A 19,243-nucleotide genomic window follows, 5' to 3' on the forward strand; every position below is an offset into this window, starting at 1 on the left:
GTCGTTTTCCCAAAATGCGAAATCAAATACCCTGACGGGGAACGCCTATTTCGCAAACGAATGATTGTAGTCGCCCGGACCGGACAAAAATTGAAGGAAATAAGAATATCGCCCCCGTACGGCTAAGTATTCATATTCTGTAAATATTCTGGCAGGAATACGCATAAGCGCCGCGTTTTTCCTTTGCTAAGCTCAATACAGACCTGTCTCGTTTAAATAAGGAGAACATAATGAGTCAACAGAAACTCCGCCAGCTTGGCGACAGCGGTATAGAAGTTCCCCGTCTCACCTTTGGCGGCAACGTATTTGGCTGGACGGTGGATGAGAAAACCTCGTTTTCACTGCTGGATGCGCTGGTGGAGAAAGGATTGTTCTTCATCGATACCGCTGACGTGTACTCGCGCTGGGCGCCAGGTAATGAAGGGGGCGAATCGGAAACCATTATCGGTAAATGGCTGAAGAAAAGCGGCAAGCGCGATCGTATCGTGCTGGCGACCAAAGTGGGCATGGAGCTGTCGCCGGAAAAAACCGGCCTGAAGCCCGCTTATATTCGTCAGGCGGTGGAAGATTCGCTGCGTCGCCTGCAAACCGACGTCATCGATCTGTATCAGGCGCACCGCGATGATGACACGACGCCGCTGCTGGACACGCTTAAAGCTTTCGATTCGCTGATCAAAGAGGGCAAAGTGCGCGCCATTGGTGCCTCGAATTATAACGCTGAACGTCTGCAGGAAGCGTTGGACGTGAGCAAGCAACACGGTCTGGCGCGCTATGAAACCCTGCAGCCGGAATACAATCTGTACGATCGTCAGGAGTATGAAGGCGGCCTGGAGCAGGTGGCGGTGAAAAATGGCCTTGGCGTGATCAACTACTATTCGCTGGCCAGCGGTTTCCTTAGCGGTAAATACAAAAAGCCAGAAGATGCCAGCAAGAGTAAGCGCGGGCAGGGCATCGTGGATAAATATCTCAACGAACGCGGCAAGCGCATCATTGAAGCGCTAGAAGATGTTGCTGCTTCACATGATGTGTCAGCTACCCAGGTTGCACTGGCATGGCAGATTGCGCGTCCGAGCATCACTGCGCCGATTGTCAGTGCCACTTCACTGGAGCAACTGGATGAACTGGTGAAAGCCACCGAGCTGGAACTCAGCAAGCAGGAAATCGAAGAGCTGGCGAGTGCCAGTAAATTGTAATGTTTTCAGGGACGCTGCGGCGTCCCGCTAATTTTCTGTTCTGCCTCACAAAAAATGCCATTTCCAGCAAAAGATTTTCAATCATCGACCAGCGTCACAATTGCGCTAACGCACTATCAACTTCAGGTAAACTGCGCACATATTTGCAAAAATTGACAAATCCTCAGCACTATCCTCTGTTCGATCCATTCCAGTAACTTCATATAAGAAAAACCATCATGAACAGAAAAAAAGCAGTGCAGCACATCCCTCGCGTGGCAGCGGGAACCCTGATGTTGGCGATGCTGAGCACATCTGCGCTAGCCGCTGATGCGTTCAGTTATGACTCTCCCTATATGTTTGGCGATTGGGGCGGCAATCGAACGCAGCTGGAAAATGACGGCATTAAATTCGACGTTAACTACACCATGGAAAGCGCCTCCAATCTGGCGGGCGGCGCTGACACCAACACGTCTATGCGTTACAGCGATCAGTGGGCGTTTGGCGCCAACTTCGATTTAGAAAAACTGCTGAACTGGCAGGATGCGCAGTTTCAGATGACGATTACCGATCGTAATGGTCAGAACATCTCCGATCAGGTTGCCGATCGCCGTACCGGCATGTTGTCATCCACCCAGGAAGTTTACGGTCGTGGCCAAACCTGGCGTTTAACCCAGTTCTGGTTGAGCAAAGGTCTGTTTGATAACACCGTCAACCTGAAGGGGGGGCGCGTTACCGTTGGTGAAGACTTCGATAACTTCGACAGTAAGTTCCAGAACCTGGCGTTTGGTAGCGGTCAGGCAGGTAACTGGCGTGGCGATCGTTGGTTCAACTGGCCGGTTTCCCAATGGGGTGGTCGCGTGAAAGTAAACTTCACGCCTGAAGTGTTCTTCCAGGTCGGTTTCTACAACCAAAACCGTGCTAACTACGATCGCGGCGACGGCTTCCGTCTGGATACCAGCAACTCAGAAGGGAATCTGGTGCCGGTGGAATTGGGCTGGAAACCCACCCTGGGCGCGGACAAACTGCCGGGTAACTACCGCATTGGTTATTACTACTCGTCAGCCAATGGCGATAACTACGGTAGCTGGCGCGATGGCGCTTATCAAAGCAAGGATCACGCCTACGGTGGCTACGTACTGTTGCAGCAACAGCTGACAGCGCAAGGCGGCGACGCCAGCCGTGGTTTGGGTGTCACCGTGCAGGCGGTGATGAACGACCACAAGACCTCGAAAACCGACAACTATCAATCGGTCAGCTTCACCTGGAAAGGACCGTTCGATGCGCGTCCGCAGGATGAGATTGGTGTCGGTGCGGCGCGTATTCACGTCAATAGCGCTTATACGCGCTCGCAGCGTGAGCAGAATAATGCCAACGGCGAAACCAACTTCGATAGCCCGACCTATCTGCCGATTCAGGATGGTTCAGAGTACAACTATGAGATTTACTACAACGCTCAGCTGACCAAATGGCTGCAGCTGCGTCCAAATCTGCAGTATGTGGTGGCGCCGGGTGCGGTGAGCGAAGTGAAAGATGCGTTTGTGGGTGGGATTAGCGCGAACGTGAATTTCTAATGGTTTAAGTAAAATAAAAAACGTCACAAGATTACGGACTTTTCCCTCTCCCGCAAGCGGGAGAGGGGATCGTTCGCAACTGGATTAGCATTAACCGAACATTACTTCAGCCCAGCGGGCTAAACCGGCGGTGACCGAGCCGAAATCATCGCCGCTGGCGATAGGCGTATCGGGCAATGCCTGCTGCAGGGCGGCGCGCAGTATCGGTGAACGCGCGCTACCGCCTGTCAGATAGATCACTTCTGGTTTGGTTTCGCAGGTGGCGAGCGCCAGATGGACCTGCTCAAGAATCCGCTCCAGCGGCTGATTAATCGCCTCTTCCAGCTGTGTCGCGCTGATCTGCGCCTGTAGCTGAGCGGCGATAAATGCCAGCGATGCATCCGTTTTTGCTATTTCCGATAGCGCGATTTTGCTCTCTTCAGCGGCGCGAACTAAGCGATAGCTCAACTTCTGCTGCCACACTTTCAATAGGTGCGCCACTTTGTCGCCGTGCTCGGCGTCGCGAATCAAATCGCGCAGCAGTTTGCCGCTGGCCGCAGAGTAAAAATCGCTTTGCGCCGGGACATCGTTGATCGCCACGGCATTCCACCACGGCAATGCGGGCAGCGCGGTGCCTTTCTGGGTATTGCCGCCGAGACCAAGCAGCGGCATCAGGGTTTTAAATGCCAGCATGATGTCGAGATCGTTACCGCCCACGCGGCAACCGCTGTGACCGAGCAGACTTTCACGCCGATCGGTTTTGTTGCGCCATTCCGGGCCCATCAGCAGCATCGAGCAGTCGGTGGTTCCGCCGCCGATATCCACCACCAGCACGCGTGTCTCTTTCTGCAGCGTGGCTTCGAAATCCAGTCCCGCCGCCACCGGCTCAAACTGGAACTCCACGTCACGGAAACCGGCACGCTGCGCCGCGCGCAGCAAAATACCTTGCGCCTGTTGGTTGGCGTCTTCACCGCCTAATCCCTGGAAGTTAATCGGGCGACCAATCACCGCCTGCTCAATCGGGCGATCGAGTTGAGTCTCACCCTGCTGGCGGATGTGCAGCATCATGGCGCACACCAGATCTTCGAAGAAAGCGATTTGCTGCGGTTTCAGGCCGTTGGCACCGAGGAAGGATTTCGGTGATTTCACAAACCACACTTCCTCGGGATCGACCATATACTGCTGCAGTGCAGTTAAGCCGAACTGCACGCTGCCTGGCGTGACGTCGATATCTTCTTCGCGGTTATAACGCAGCGCGCGCTGCAATAATGCCGTACCTTCGCTGTCTGGCGTGGGCACCTGATGATGGCGATGCAGCCATTCGCTGATCGCTTCGCGCGTGGGTGCACAAATCATGGAGGGAAGCAGGCGCTGACCATTCTCCAGTGTCAGCAGGCGCGGCGTGCCATTCTCGCTGACTGCAATTGAACAGTTAGCCGTGCCGTAATCGAATCCGATAAACATATTTATCCCCCATGCCGGAAAAAAGGGGGCGACTTTAGCGCAGCCAGCGCGGGCTGGCAATGGGTAGACGTGGCAGATTACATCTGTACTTCCTGATAAACGTGATACTGACCACGACCTGCATGTTTTGCGCTGTAACAGGCGACGTCAGCCTGTGACATCACCACATTACTGATGCAGTTGTGTTCATCGATTTGCGTGATGCCGGCACTGGCGCCGACGTGATAAGGCTGATCCTGCCATATAAAGCGATAGTCGCTCACCGCAGCAACAATGCGCTGCACCACATCCCGCACCTGATCGACTTCGCAATTTGGCAGCAACAAGCCGAATTCATCGCCGCCGAGCCGCGCTAACAGATCGCTGCTGCGCAGATGATGTGGCATCAGCTCAGCCAGTTCGCGCAGCAGCGCATCGCCAGCGGCGTGCCCGGCGGTGTCGTTAACGGCTTTGAATTTGTCGAGATCGATAAACACCAACACATGCTGCGTTTTATGGGTCGCCGCATCATGCACCAACTGCTTCAGACGCTGCTCAAAACTGTGGCGGTTGGGCAGGCGCGTCAGCATATCGTGTGAGGCGCTGTAGCTCAGACGCTTCATGACCTTACGCGATTCACTCACATCCTGAATAACCATCACCGCGCCAATGCTGGCACCGGTTAAGGTTTTTAGCGGCGTGATGCTGTAATGGATCTCCACATGCGCGCCATCTGGCGTATGCAGCACCAGCTCCTCATCGAGGTCGGGCGAGATTTTCTCCCCCGGCAGCTGGCATAACAGCAGGTTATCGACGCGCGGACCTGCAGCACCACGCGTGATATTCAGTAAATCGGTGATCGGCACGCCCGCGGCCTTTTCCTGTGACCAGCCGCTCAAGGTTTCTGCCACTGGATTCATAAAGGTGACGCGCATTTCATCGTCAGTGCTGATTACCGCTTCCCCGATGGAATCAAGGGTGATCGCCATGCGCTCCTTCTCCTGGAACAAGGCTTCGTTCAGCGCGCGTAGCGGCGTGATGTCCTGGCAGATGCCAAGCATGCGCTCAATATGCCCATCCTGGCTGAGAATGCGGTTGGCCTCGGAGCGTACATAGCGCGGCCCCTCCGGCAAATTGATGCGATACTCCAGTTGGAAAGCGCTACGGCGCTCAATGGCCTGCTGCACCGCCAGCGCAGCGCTTTCCCGCTCGGCCGGATCGAGCAGATGCACCCAAAGATCGTAGGTTGGAGTTTGCTGCGGACTTAAACCAAAGAGCTCATACATGCGCTTATCCCACAGCATTTCGCCGGTCAGCAGATTCCACTCCCACACGCCAATTCCGCCGGCTTCGTTCGCCAGCGTGATGCGCTCCATCAGGCGGCGATTCACCTGCTCGCTCTGTTTCAGCTCTGAGATATCGATAATTTGCGCGATGAAATAGTGCGGCTGCAGCGCGGCGTCGCGCACCATCGAAACCGTCAGACGCGCCCAGACGATCTCGCCATCTTTACGGAAATAGCGCTTTTCCAGGGTGTAAGTCATGATGTCGCCGGCTATCAGGCGTTCCAGCTGCTGCAAATCGCTGTTGAGATCGTCTGGATGGGTGATTTGCTGGAAGGTGAGCTTTTTCAGTTCATCTGCCGGGAAGCCAAGCGTCTGGCACAGCGACTGGTTTACCTGCTGCCAACCTCCGTTTGGGGAGACCAACGCCATGCCGATGGCTGAATACTCCATGGCGTTACGAAAGCGGGTTTCGCTCTCGCTGATGTGATGTTTTTCGCGCTGGAAGGCATCCATCACCAGCGCCATGATGTGGCTCGGCAGCAGCACCAGCAGGAATGGCAGCCAGGTATTGGCCTGGCCGAGCAACAGGCCATTTTGCGCCAGGTTGACCCAATTAAAGGCAAGCAGAATCGAAATGAAACTCGCATTGAGGAAAATAAGTAGAAACGCTTCGAACTTGGGCAGGCGCACCGCGCACCAAAAAAGGATCACCACAATAAAGGTGAAAGGCCACGGCAGAAAACGCAGCGATAAATAACTGGCGAGCAGCGTGCCCAGCAATGTCAGACAGGTTTCCAGCTGGCGGCCCGGGGTAATCAGCTGACGCAGCGGCTTATTTGGCCACAGCAGCAGCACCGGGCCAAACGCCAGCACGCCAATCACTTCGGAAATCACCCAGGTGGAGAAAAAGGGCAGTGACGCGTTATTGCCGACATGCAGCATCCACAGCGCAACCACACCGCCTAACAGCGGAGCGATCAGGCCCGCGCACAAGGCAAAACGCACCCAGTCGAGCAGCGAGTTAAGCGGGGCGCGGCGATCAAGCAGCGCGCGCAACATCAGGCCGCCCAGAATGGCTTGCACCATATTGAGGATAGCGAATTTGATATTGCTCAGCGCCGGGCCAATGATGATGAGGTTAGCCAGCGCGGTACCCATCACACAGGCGAGCAGTAACAGCGGTACGCGTTTTGAGGGCGCACGAAATACCAGCACCGTCATCAGCGCGGTAGAGTACCAAAGCGGGGAGATGCGTCCACTGACGACAATCAGTTCCAGACAATACAGCGTCAGGAGAAAGGCCAGCCCACCCATGATCAGGGCATTAAGCCAAATTCGCTGGGGAGCGTGCTGTGAGGTTAATATTTCGAGGGTCATGCAAGAATCCAGCTGCGCCGCAGGGAAAATGCGCTAATCAATCTCTATTTTGCATGCTAGCACATCTGTTTAGGATGTCTGCGGAGAAATCTATTTTGGTGTTTATTCACTGAATTGATTGGCCCTTTGCAGGCAAAGGGCTGATTCGTGTTAGCGGAAAAGATCGGCGCGAGTGAAAGGTTTTTCTAAGCCGGCAAGATTTGCGGAGAAGCGCTCAAGGAACTGTTGTGTGGTCGCTACCCGGCCATGACCTAATAGCAACAGCGGCACCAACAGCGCTATGCCGATCTGCGGCAGGCTAAAGCCTTTAAGCGCGGTACGGCGCTGGGTAAGCAGAAATGCCGTGCTCAGCGTGAAGCCAAGCATCAGTCCAGCCAACACTTCGCTTTTGGAGTGCGCGTGAATCACCAGTCGCGAGAAGCCCACCATTAACGGAATTAAATAACCGATGCCGATGGTAAACAGGCGCCAGCGCGGTGACCAGCGGCCAGAAATCAACCACATCATCACGGGCCACAGCGTGGCCGACATCGCACTGTGTCCGCTGAAGCCGGTAAAATTAAATCTGGCGCTACCAATGCCAAAACCGAGAAACAGAATTTTCGAAATGCTCACCACCAGGCCAGCGAGACCAAACGCCAGCACCCAATACCAAACGGTTTGGCGGTTGTCGCTTTTCCATGGCAATACCAGCGCGATAATCACCGCGGTGGGGATCAGCAACATGCTGTCGCCAAAATAGGTCAGGGTTTTCCAGCTCATACTTTTCCTTGCGGCTACATTCGGAGTGCCAACGCCAGCTACAGTGTTGGCAGATGAACAGTGTATCGATTAAGCGTCTGGCTGCAAAAGGGGATATTCTGAAAAGCCGTTGGCCCATTTCTCTGGCATCAAACCGGTGAAATACCTATAATTGCCGCCAACTAACCCTCTCATTCGGCCCGTTGCAGCTTCGGCTTAGGCAGGCTCCAGTTATCAGGTCTTAAAAAAGTATGACTGACAAGTCTCATCAGTGCGTGATCGTTGGCATCGCAGGTGCATCTGCATCCGGAAAAAGTCTTATCGCCAGCACGCTCTATCGTGAAATCCGTGACCAGGTCGGTGACGAGCATATCGGTGTGATCCCCGAAGATGCCTACTATAAAGATCAGAGCCACCTCACCATGGAAGAGAGGGTGAAAACCAACTATGACCATCCGAGTGCGATGGATCATGATTTGTTGTTGCAGCATCTGCGCGCGATTAAAGCGGGCCAGGATATTGAACTGCCGGTGTATAGCTATGTTGAGCACACGCGCACCAGCGATTGCATTCATCTCAAGCCGAAGAAAGTCATCATTCTTGAAGGCATTCTGCTGTTAACCGATGCGCGTCTGCGTCAGGAGATGAACTTCTCCATCTTCGTCGATACCCCGCTGGATATTTGCCTGATGCGCCGCATGAAGCGCGACGTTAACGAGCGCGGTCGCTCGATGGACTCGGTGATGAGCCAGTATCAAAAGACTGTGCGTCCGATGTTCCTGCAATTTATCGAACCTTCCAAGCAATATGCTGACATCATTGTGCCGCGCGGCGGGAAAAACCGTATCGCAATTGATATCCTTAAGGCCAAGATTAATCAGTATCTTTAACGACACGGCGTCCGAATTAGCGTGACGCGCTGTCGTCGCCTTTCGCTACACTTAATTCATGGAGTACCTGCGATGAGATTATGCGATCGCGATATTGAAGCCTGGCTGGACAACGGAAAGTTGGCGATTGAGCCACGCCCGCCAGTGGAACGCATTAATGGCGCCACGGTAGACGTGCGTCTTGGCAACCAGTTCCGCACCTTTAGCGGTCATACTGCAGCATTTATCGATTTGAGTGGTCCAAAGCACGAAGTCAGTGCCGCGCTGGACCGCGTCATGAGCGATGAGATTGTGTTGCCGGAAGGCGAAGCGTTTTTCCTGCATCCGGGCGAGCTGGCGCTGGCGGTAACGCTGGAATCCGTGACCATTCCCGACGATCTGGTGGGCTGGCTGGATGGCCGTTCTTCGCTGGCGCGTCTTGGTCTGATGGTGCACGTGACGGCGCACCGTATCGATCCTGGCTGGCAAGGCCGTATCGTGTTGGAGTTCTACAACTCGGGCAAACTGCCGCTGGCGCTGCGTCCCGGCATGTTAATTGGCGCCTTGAGTTTTGAGCCGTTGTCGGGCCCGGCAGCACGTCCATATAACCGCCGCGAAGATGCCAAATACCGTGGTCAGCAGGGCGCGGATGCCAGCCGCATCGACAAAGACTGACTAAAAAATGCTTGCCAAAATACGTCGAGGTGCAGCAAGGCGGCAAGCGAGTAAATCCCCGGGCGCTAACATCAGTGAGTGACTGGGGTGAGCGAGCGCAGCCAACGCTGCTGCAACTTGAAGTATGAAGGCAATGAGGATTTGATGAGAAGAGTGATAACAACACTGGCCATCCTGTTAGTGGTGGTCGTAGCGGGCATGACGGCACTGGTGTTGCTGGTCAATCCCAACGACTTTCGTACCTATATGGTAAAGCAGGTAGAACAGCGCAGTGGTTATCAGCTTCAGGTCAGCGGCGATCTGCGCTGGCACGTCTGGCCGCAGCTTAGCATCCTTGCCGGACGCATGAGTTTGACTGCGCCCGGCGCCACCCAGCCGATGGTGACTGCCGACAACATGCGGCTGGATGTTAATCTGTTGCCCTTGTTATCACATCAGCTCAGCGTCAGTCAGGTGATGCTGAAAAACGCCATCATCCGCGTGACGCCTGAGAGCGCGATGCAGAAACCGGCGGGCGCCCCCGTCGGTCCTGGCGATGCGGAACCGGATAGCGGCACCAACAACGGCTGGTCATTCAATATTGGCAAACTGCGGCTTGCTGATAGCTTGTTGATCTGGCAGCAGCCGGGCGGTGATGAGTACAACTTCCGCGATCTCAATCTCAATCTCGATCAGGATGCCAGCAAACAGGCCAGCATCGAGCTCGCTACCCGCGTTTCGCGCAATCAACGTAATGTCAGCGTGAATCTCAAAGGCCAAATGAATGTGGCGCAGTATCCGCATCGTTTGGTGGGGCAACTGGATGAGGTTAACTACACGCTGGACGGTGCCAACCTGCCGACGCAGGGGATCAAAGGCACCATACGTGGTCAGGGTGAATGGAATGGCGACCATCAGCGTTTCTCGTTGCAGAAGCTGCAGCTAACCGCTAATGACAGCACGCTGGATGGCAGCGCCGAGGGGCGTCTGGCCCTGCCACAGCAGCTTAATCTGGCGCTGCATGCCACGTCGTTAAATCTGGATAATCTGATGGCGAGCGCACCCGCTACAGATAGCAACGCGCCTCAGCAGGCCAACGTGATACGCACCCCGGTGATTGCCGAGCCGCGTATGCGCGATAACAGCGATTCACCGCTCAACCAAATGGATCTGACGCTCAACCTCGCCGCAGACAGCAGCGTATGGCGCGGTTTGACGCTGACCAATCTGCAGATCGACGCCAGCAATCAGCAAGGCCTGATGACCTTGAGTAAGCTGCAGGGCAAGTTCGGCGACGGCCATTTCTCCGTACCGGGTGCGGTCGACATTCGCAAACCGGTGACGCAGGTGGCTTTCCAGCCTGAGCTGGATAACATCGCCATTGCGCCGCTGCTGAAAGCGCTCGAACTGCCGGAAACGCTGCAAGGCACCGTCTCACTGAAAGGCGATCTCAGTGGAGCAGGCTTGAGCATCGAAGAGGCAAAACGTTACTGGCAGGGCAGTGCCGATCTCGAAGCGGCCAACCTGCAGCTGTCACAGCTGAATCTGCAACAAATGGTGCGTCGTGCCGTGGCGCGCGTCAGCAGTCGTGTCACCAACGATCAGCCTGATGAGCAGGGAATTCAGCAGCTGAGCGGTCGGGTTAGCCTTAAGCAGGGCATTATCACGTTACCGGATTTGCAGGGCGGCAACAGTCGCATGGCGGTGCAAACCAAAGGCAATGTGGATATGGTTAAACAGCGGCTCGACATCACCATTAATATGATGCTGCGCGGCTGGCAAGGCGACGACAAGTTAGCCAATCTGTTGAATCAGCAAACCATTCCACTGCGCATGTACGGCGGCTGGGATAATTTGCAGTACTCATTGCCGGTGGACGACGTGGTGCGCCAGCAGCTGCAAAGCGAAGCCAAGTCGCGCTTGAATCAGTGGCTGGATCGCCAGCAGCCCGCGAAGCAGCCTTGAGGATTTCAGGTGCGCAGCTATGCGCACCTGATGTTTATGGGGTAAGCGGAACAATCTCTACTTTCTGTACGCGATGATTTTCTACCTGCAAGGTGCGCAGCAGATAATCGCCAATTTTTAACTCTTCCCCTTCCTGCGGCACATGTTGCAGGCTATCCATCAGTAAACCCGCCAGCGTATGATAATTGCGTTTGTCGTCGAGCGGCAGCTGCACGTAGACCGCTAAATCCTCCAGCGGCATATGGCCATTGGCCACCCAGCCGCCGTCGGGAAGCGGTTGGATGTCATAGCGCGCGTCAATTTTCTCCCCTTCGTTGGGCAGGTTACCGGCGATGGTTTCCATCAAGTCGCTCAGCGTGACGACACCTTCTATCGAACCGAACTCATCCACCACAAAGGCAAAATGCGTCCGTGCATTACGGAACTGCTCCAGCGCCTGCAGCAACGTGACGCGTTCCGGAAAGATCAGCGGCTGGCGAATCAGCGAGCGTAAGTCGAGTGATTGGCTGTGCAAAGATTGATGCAGCAAATCGATCACGTGCACCACGCCGAGCGGATCGCGGCCGTGTTCGGTGATGAGAATGCGCGTGTGCTGATTGCGATCCAGCTTGGCCATAATCTCCGCGGGATCTTCAGCGAGGTCGATATGCTCGACGTCATGACGCGAAGTCATAATGCTATTGATCTGCCGCTGACCCAGCCCTAACACGCGCGCAATCATGCGGCGCTCCTGGCGATTGAATAGCGCGCCTTCTTCGCTGTCGCTCACCAGTGAAGCGGTATCCGCATCAAGTTCAGCGCGCTGCGCCTCGCCACGTAGAATACGCAGAACCGCTTCGGAGGTGCGCTGGCGCAAGGGGCGCCCGGCAGTGAGAAAGCGGCGGCGGTTAAACATCGCCAGCTGGTTGAGTATCTCAATGACAATTGAGAAACCAATTGCAGCGTAGAGATAGCCTTTGGGAATAATAAAGCCCAATCCTTCGGCAACCAGGCTAAAGCCGATCATCAGTAAGAAACTCAGGCAAAGAATGACAATGGTGGGATGGCCGTTGACGAAGCGCGTTAAAGGCTTACTCGCGAGCAGCATCAGAAGAATCGCTACGGTCACCGCAGCCATCATCACGGGTAACTGATTAACCATGCCAACCGCAGTAATCACCGCATCCAGCGAGAAGATGGCGTCCAGCACCACTATTTGCGCCACCACCGGCCAGAATTTAGCACCGTTCTTATTTTGACCAGTTTCCTCGTCAGCGCCTTCAAGCCGACTGTTCAATTCCGTAGTGGCTTTATAAAGAAGAAAGAAGCCGCCGGATAGCAGCAGCAGATCGCGGGCGCTGAAAGGGTGATGCCATAGCGTAAACAGCGGTTGCGTCAGCGTAACCAGCCAGGAAAGTGATGCCAGCAGCGCTAAACGCGACAGCAGCGCGAGCAGGAGTCCGATGACGCGAGCGCGGTCACGATCGGTTGGCGGCAACTTTTCGACGAGGATAGCAATGAAAACCAGGTTATCAATGCCCAATACCAGCTCCAGAACGATTAGCGTTACTAATCCTGCCCAGAGCGACGGATCAACGATCCACTCCAACATGCGTTAATCACCTTAATGTCTATGAATTGAGCTTAATCTGATGATAGTGAATCGTAGAAAAGGGTACAAATACGTCCCAGCTCAGTAAATCCGCGTATCAGCTTAAACATAGCGAATATTCTTGATTGCTGATGGGTAAGGATAAGACGAAAGTATGGATAAACAACTTAGCTAAGTAACGATCGCTATTAATTGTTCCAGGCAGGCAAGTGCGTGCAATTTTGATGCAAAGTAATTAGAGGCTGAGTATCGAATTATTCTGATTTTTGCTGAGGAATGGGCTGAAAGCGCTGGCATCAATACTTATGGCTGGTAGTCTTTTTCCTAAAATAGTACATGCAAGACGGGGCCTACTTGTAAACAAGCCAGTAATAACTAGTATAGCAACGTGCTAGTAAATGTCTGCGCCAAAGCTGTTAATAGCGCGCTCCTTAGCCTTCTAATGTTGTGAATTGTGATCGTGCGCGGGCCACGACCGGTAATTAGCGCATAAATACCGCATAAAAACAGGCTGTAAATAGGATGATTTAAGCGGTATTGGCAGCGACAGCCAAGGGCGGTAGCGTGCCAAAAGTGCTTTCTGTACGGTAATAAAGTCTGTCATTGTGGCAAGGGAAGTCAGACTAATCTGTTGGTATTCATCATAATTCTCTTGCTTACTAAAGCGAGAACGAGTTTGGCCTCAGAGAATTTGCCGCAGATTGCCTCAACAAATGCAGCGAATATATCGCTCATTTATTACACAGGCTTGAGGCGTTAGGGATTAGGGAAATAATATAAAAGAGTTAAATATGCGCGATAACGAAATTACATATAAAAGTCTTCTGACCAAAATTTTACTGGCGTGCTCGGATTTAATTTGTTTCAACGCGGCGTTGTTTATTGCCATGGCGTTGATTAATTCGTTCACAGATTCTCCGCTGGCAGATATATCTGAAAAATACCTGCATTTAAAAATCGCTACACACATTGCGCTTTCGGTTATTTGCGTAGGCTGGTTCTGGGTTCGACTGCGTCATTATACGTATCGCAAACCATTCTGGTTCGAGCTCAAAGAGATATTTCGTACCATTCTTATTTTCTCTGTCATTGATTTGTCAATTTCAGCGCTTTCACAGTGGCAAATGTCGCGTTTCGTCTGGGTCATGACCTGGATTCTGGCACTGATTCTGCTTCCTTTAGCGCGTGCTATCTCTAAACGTGTACTGAATCATTTAGGCATGTGGAAGAAGCAAACCATCATTATCGGTAGCAGCCGCAACGCACAGGAAGCCTGGCAGGCGCTGCAGAGCGAAGAGGTGATGGGTTTTGATGTCATTGCCTTTTTCGACGTCGATAAAAGTTGCCCACAAGCCAGCATCTCCGGCGTACCCGTTCTGCATAATGAGCAGGAGCTGTGGCAGCTGACCAACAGCGAAACCCAGTTCATTGTGGCGGTGGAGTTCGAACAGAGCCAGCATCGCGATCACTGGCTGAAAAACCTGGCGAAGCATAACTGCCGTTCGGTTTCAGTGATTCCAACGCTGCGCGGTGTACCGCTCTACGGCACCGACATGGCCTACATCTTTAGCCATGAAGTGATGATTCTGCGTGTTAACAACAATCTGGCGAAACGCACTTCGCGCTTCCTGAAGCGTGCATTCGATATCGTTGGCGCGTTGGGCATTATTCTGGCGCTGTCACCTGCATTGCTGGTTCTGGGCTTTATGGTCGGCCGTGATGGTGGGCCGCCGATTTACGGTCACGAACGTGTGGGTATGAATGGTCGCAAATTCAAATGCCTGAAATTCCGCTCAATGGTGATCAACTCGAAAGAGGTGCTGGAAGAGGTACTGCGTACCGATCCGGTGGCACGCGCCGAGTGGGATAAAGACTTCAAACTGAAGAACGATCCGCGCATTACCAAAGTCGGTCACTTCATCCGTAAAACCAGTCTGGATGAGCTGCCGCAGCTGTGGAACGTGGTTCGTGGTGATATGAGCCTGGTCGGTCCCCGCCCGGTGATTGAAGATGAACTGTGCCGTTATGCGGGTGACGTCGATTATTACCTGATGGCAAAACCAGGCATGACGGGATTGTGGCAGGTTAGCGGTCGTAACGACGTTGACTATGAAACGCGCGTCTATTTCGACTCGTGGTATGTGAAGAACTGGTCGCTGTGGAATGACATCGCGATTCTGTTTAAAACGGTTGGCGTAGTGCTTAAACGCGATGGCGCCTATTGATAGACAGCGAGGCCGGGGAAGGGCAGCAACGTCCCCGGTTGAAAACTGCCGGTGCTGGGTGTGTCGTGATATAAACAACAGCCGTTAATGCACCCGATTAAACGGGTTATTTGCCGGTTGATGAAATACCCACTTTAATTGATGTCGTCTTTAGACACGGTGACAACATAAAACCAAGGGAGCGAATAATAATGACCCACAGTTTCAGTGTTTAACCCGTCACATTAATTTTTTGTAAGACGCTTACACAGCGGGCGATTTCGCCTCTATCAATCATTAACTGATAGCGAAGAATCAGATGATAATGAAAATTAAATTGATACCTTTACTGGTATCCGCGACTTTTCTCTCCGGATGTACCATTGAACCGGGTTCTCACCTTTCCACCAGTGGAAAAGATGTCATTGAGCAACAGGATAGCAACTATGACATCGACAAATATGTAAACGTCTTCCCGCTCACGCCGCGTCTGGTTGAACAGATGCGTCCGAAGCCGTTAGTCGCGCAGGCTAACCCCTTGCTGCAAAATGAGATCCAGAGCTACGAATACCGCATCGGCGTGGGTGACGTGCTTAATGTTACCGTCTGGGATCACCCAGAGTTAACGACGCCAGCGGGCCAGTACCGTAGCGCCAGCGACACCGGTAACTGGGTGCAGGCTGATGGCACGATCTTCTACCCATACATTGGTAAAGTCCGCGTCGCGGGCCGTACCGTGACCGAGATCCGCACCGAAGTAGCGCGTCGTCTGGCTCAGTTCATTGAAAGCCCACAGGTTGACGTTAACGTTGCCTCGTTCCGTTCGCAGAAAGCCTACATCACCGGTTCTGTGACCACCTCGGGACAGCAGCCAATCACCAACGTGCCGCTCACCGTGCTTGATGCGGTTAACGCCGCCGGCGGCCTGGCTGCTGACGCTGACTGGCGCAACGTGGTGCTGACGCACAACGGTAAAGAACAACGTATTTCGCTGCAGGCGCTGATGCAAAATGGCGACCTGAGCCAAAACCATCTGCTCTATCCGGGCGACATTCTGTACGTTCCGCGTAATGATGATCTGAAAGTCTTTGTGATGGGCGAAGTGAAGCAGCAGTCAACGCTGAAGATGGACCGCAGCGGCATGACTCTGGCTGAAGCGCTGGGCAACTCGCAAGGTATGGATCAGACCACCTCTGATGCCACCGGGGTGTTCGTTATTCGTCCAATTCGTGGCACCAACCGCACCAAGATTGCCAACATCTATCAGTTGAATACCAAAGATGCGGCTTCGATGGTGATGGGCACCGAATTCCAGCTTGAGCCGTACGACATCGTCTACGTCACCGCCACGCCAATTACCCGTTGGAACCGTGTGATTTCAGGCCTGCTGCCGACCATCGTGGGTGTTGATGATGCCAGCTCCGCGGCACTTCGTTTCCGTAACTGGTCGGACTAAGGGTCCGCCATGATTAAGTCCGTGTTAGTCGTCTGCGTCGGCAACATTTGCCGCTCCCCCACCGGGGAGCGTCTGTTCAAGCGCGCGCTACCTAATCTCCGGATCGCTTCTGCAGGGCTGGGTGCTCTGCAAGGCTATCCGGCGGACCAGAAGGCCATTGATGTCGCCGCCGAACACGGCGTGTCGCTCGAAGGCCATCAGGCGCAGCAGTTAACGGCCAGTATGTGCCGTGACTACGACCTGATTCTGGTAATGGAAAAGCGTCACGTTGAGCAGGTGAATCGCATCGATCCAGCCGCACGCGGAAAAACCATGCTGCTTGGGCACTGGCTCAACCAACAGGAAATTACGGATCCGTACAAAAAAAGTCGCGAGGCCTTTGAAGAGGTCTACGGGTTACTGGAAAACGCTACCCAGAAATGGGTCAACGTATTAAGCCGATAGTTGGGATTATCCATGAATATCAAAAACAAGGTTATGACCGCGCCAAAGGAAGATTCGAATGGATGGGATCTGGCGCATCTTGTGGGACAGTTGATTGATCATCGCTGGATCATTGTTGCCGTTACCGCATTCTTCATGCTGGTGGCGACCCTCTACACACTGTTTGCCACGCCAATCTACAGCGCCGATGCCATGGTGCAGGTTGAGCAGAAGAACACCGCATCGGTTCTGAACGAACTGCAGGATGTGCTGCCCGCTACGCCGGCTTCCGATACCGAGATTCAGATTGTTGAGTCGCGTATGGTGCTGGGTAAAACGGTAAACGACCTCGGTCTGGATACTGTCGTACAGCAGAACTACTTCCCGGTGATTGGTAAAGGGTTGTCACGCCTGATGGGCAACAAGCCAGCCAATATCGCTATTTCGCGCCTGGAAATTCCACGCACAATCGAAAAGCGTACCGTGCAGCTGGAAGTCACCGGCCCGGATACCTATACCGTCACCAACGATGGTGATGAGCTGTTTAAAGGTCGTGTTGGTCAGCTGGAGCAGCATGGCGATGTGACTATGCTGGTGAGTGATATTCAGGCGGATGAAGGCACCAGCTTCAATGTCACCAAACTCACTGATTTGCAGGCGATTAAAAACGTTCTGGGCGCGCTGACGGTAGCCGATAAAGGCAAAGCCACCGGTGTGTTGGGTCTTGAGTTCCAACACGAAGATCCAGAGCAGGCCAGCCGCATCCTGAACCAGATTGTCAATAATTACCTGCTGCAGAACGTAGAGCGCAAATCCGAACAAGCAGAGAAGAGCCTTGAGTTCCTGCGCGGACAGCTGCCGAACGTACGCGCTAAGCTGGATGATGCTGAAGATAAGCTGAATACCTTCCGTCGTCAGAACGAGTCGGTAGATATGTCGCTGGAAGCGAAATCTGCGCTGGATTCCTCTGTCAGCGTGCAGACTCAGCTGAACGAGCTGACGTTCCGTGAAGCGGAAGTATCGCAGCTGTTCACGAAGGATCACCCGACCTACCGCGCCCTGCTGGAAAAACGCAAAACGCTGGAAGGCGAGCAGGCACAGCTGAACAAGAAAATTGCCGGCATGCCGCAAACGCAACAAGAGATTCTGCGTCTGACGCGTGATGTGCAGTCAGGTCAGGAAATCTACATGCAGCTGCTGAATCGTCAGCAAGAGCTGGGTATCAGCAAAGCCAGTACCGTGGGTGATGTACGTATCATTGATGGTGCTGAAACAGCCGCAAGTCCTGTTGCACCGAAGAAGGCGCTGATCATTGCTGCCGGTCTGATTCTGGGCCTGATGCTGTCGGTAGGTCTGGTGCTGCTGAAAGCGCTGTTCCATCACGGTATCGACAACCCAGAGCAGCTGGAAGAGCTGGGCATGAACGTCTATGCCAGCGTACCGCTCTCCGAATGGCAGCGTAAGAAAGATACCGAAGCGCTGGCGCGTCGCGGTCACAAAGAGAAGAGTGACCCGCACAACACGCTGCTGGCGTTGGGTAATCCAACTGACCTGTCCATCGAAGCGATTCGTAGCCTGCGTACCAGCCTGCACTTCGCGATGATGGAAGCGAAAAACAACATCCTGATGATCACCGGCGCTAGCCCAGGCATTGGTAAAACCTTTATCTGTGCCAACCTGGCAACGCTGGTATCAAAAGCGGGTCAGCGTGTGCTGTTCATCGATGGTGATATGCGTCGCGGCTATACCCATGAATTGCTGGGTGCGGATAACAAATCTGGCCTGTCTAACGTGCTGTCAGGTAAGAGCGAGTTCTCACCGGCGATGATTCAGAAGGGCGTTTACGGCTTCGACTTCCTGCCGCGTGGCCAGGTGCCACCAAACCCATCTGAGCTGCTGATGCACCGTCGTATGAGCGAGCTGCTTGATTGGGCCAGCAAGAACTACGATTTGGTACTGATCGATACACCGCCGATTCTGGCCGTCACCGATGCTTCAATCATCGGTAAGCTGGCAGGCACGTCGCTGATGGTGGCGCGTTTCGAAACCAACACCAGCAAAGAACTGGATGTCAGCTACAAGCGCTTCGCGCAGAACGGCATCGAAATTAAAGGCGTGATCCTCAACGCCGTAGTACGTAAAGCGTCGAATGCCTACGGTTATGGCTACGACTATTACAACTACGAATACGGCAAAGAGACCAAGAGCTAAGCAGTAACCATGTGGGGCGGTTTACCGCCCCTTTTTTATGGTGAATAGGGGTTAAGCCAGGTGCGCAACAATGCGCACCCTACGCCTTGTAGGGGCGCCATCAATGGCGACCGGTGAGCAATTTAAGGGGTGCGTTTTGCATCCTTACACATACACACAGCACAGTCTTAGGTATTCCCGTGATGGTACGTACAGTCTTAATGAGAAAAGAAACTAACAGCATGATTTTTCAGAGCAAAGCCGATTCCTTTCTCAGGGCTGAACGCGTTACCGTTGAATCTGGAACAGCTGTTTAAGA

General features: G+C 53.7%; 13 protein-coding genes. 9 read left to right on the forward strand and 4 right to left on the reverse strand.

What is annotated here, in order from left to right:
- Positions 1-230: 230 nt before the first annotated feature.
- Both WFL93_RS11365 and WFL93_RS11370 read left to right on the forward strand, forming a co-directional pair.
- Positions 231-1,193 (forward strand): aldo/keto reductase, encoded by a 963-nt coding sequence (locus WFL93_RS11365; RefSeq protein ID WP_336778137.1) that lies wholly within the window; start codon positions 231-233, stop codon positions 1,191-1,193.
- A 218-nt stretch (positions 1,194-1,411) separates the two neighbouring features.
- Positions 1,412-2,746: a carbohydrate porin gene (locus WFL93_RS11370; protein WP_036620795.1), complete on the forward strand. Its 1,335-nt coding sequence runs from the start codon at positions 1,412-1,414 to the stop codon at positions 2,744-2,746.
- A gap of 90 nt (positions 2,747-2,836) precedes the next feature.
- Here the strand turns inward: WFL93_RS11370 and yegD are convergent, their stop codons facing one another.
- From yegD to WFL93_RS11385, 3 genes are all read right to left on the reverse strand, one after another.
- A complete protein-coding gene (gene yegD, locus WFL93_RS11375) occupies positions 2,837-4,189 on the reverse strand; it encodes a molecular chaperone (RefSeq protein WP_336778138.1) in 1,353 nt (450 codons plus the stop codon).
- Between the two features lie 77 nt (positions 4,190-4,266).
- Complete coding sequence (locus WFL93_RS11380; RefSeq protein WP_336778139.1) at positions 4,267-6,831, reverse strand: diguanylate cyclase; 2,565 nt, start codon at positions 6,829-6,831, stop codon at positions 4,267-4,269.
- A gap of 150 nt (positions 6,832-6,981) precedes the next feature.
- A complete protein-coding gene (locus WFL93_RS11385; RefSeq protein WP_007888956.1) occupies positions 6,982-7,593 on the reverse strand; it encodes a phosphatase PAP2 family protein in 612 nt (203 codons plus the stop codon).
- Positions 7,594-7,823: 230 nt separating this feature from the next.
- On the opposite strand from WFL93_RS11385, the gene udk reads away from it, so the two are divergent.
- From udk to asmA, 3 genes are all read left to right on the forward strand, one after another.
- Positions 7,824-8,462 carry a uridine kinase gene (gene udk / locus WFL93_RS11390; RefSeq protein ID WP_007888949.1) on the forward strand — a complete coding sequence of 213 codons (639 nt, stop codon included), beginning with the start codon at positions 7,824-7,826 and terminating at the stop codon, positions 8,460-8,462.
- 72 nt (positions 8,463-8,534) lie between these two features.
- Entirely contained in the window at positions 8,535-9,116 is a 582-nt protein-coding gene (dcd, locus tag WFL93_RS11395; RefSeq protein WP_007888946.1) for a dCTP deaminase, read from the forward strand.
- Positions 9,117-9,260: 144 nt separating this feature from the next.
- The gene (gene asmA / locus WFL93_RS11400; RefSeq protein ID WP_336778140.1) at positions 9,261-11,060 is read left to right on the forward strand and encodes an outer membrane assembly protein AsmA; all 1,800 of its coding nucleotides are present in this window, start codon (positions 9,261-9,263) and stop codon (positions 11,058-11,060) included.
- 34 nt (positions 11,061-11,094) lie between these two features.
- Here asmA and WFL93_RS11405 read toward each other — a convergent pair whose 3' ends face one another.
- Positions 11,095-12,651 (reverse strand): TerC family protein, encoded by a 1,557-nt coding sequence (locus WFL93_RS11405; protein WP_336778141.1) that lies wholly within the window; start codon positions 12,649-12,651, stop codon positions 11,095-11,097.
- A gap of 791 nt (positions 12,652-13,442) precedes the next feature.
- Between WFL93_RS11405 and wbaP the strand changes: the two genes are divergently transcribed.
- The 4 genes from wbaP to wzc all read left to right on the forward strand — a co-directional run bounded on the left by wbaP (position 13,443) and on the right by wzc (position 18,945).
- Positions 13,443-14,876 (forward strand): undecaprenyl-phosphate galactose phosphotransferase WbaP, encoded by a 1,434-nt coding sequence (wbaP, locus tag WFL93_RS11410; protein WP_336778142.1) that lies wholly within the window; start codon positions 13,443-13,445, stop codon positions 14,874-14,876.
- Between the two features lie 304 nt (positions 14,877-15,180).
- Positions 15,181-16,311, forward strand: coding sequence for a polysaccharide export protein (locus WFL93_RS11415; protein ID WP_007888937.1), 1,131 nt, complete (start codon positions 15,181-15,183; stop codon positions 16,309-16,311).
- 9 nt (positions 16,312-16,320) lie between these two features.
- Positions 16,321-16,755, forward strand: a complete 435-nt coding sequence (locus tag WFL93_RS11420) for an arsenate reductase/protein-tyrosine-phosphatase family protein (protein ID WP_007888932.1) — start codon at positions 16,321-16,323, stop codon at positions 16,753-16,755.
- Between the two features lie 12 nt (positions 16,756-16,767).
- Entirely contained in the window at positions 16,768-18,945 is a 2,178-nt protein-coding gene (gene wzc, locus WFL93_RS11425; RefSeq protein WP_007888931.1) for a tyrosine-protein kinase Wzc, read from the forward strand.
- Positions 18,946-19,243 lie beyond the last annotated feature (298 nt).

Origin of the sequence: Pantoea sp. USHLN256 (assembly GCF_037149875.1) — a bacterium.
In the GTDB taxonomy this organism is placed as follows: Bacteria; Pseudomonadota; Gammaproteobacteria; order Enterobacterales; family Enterobacteriaceae; genus Pantoea; species Pantoea nemavictus.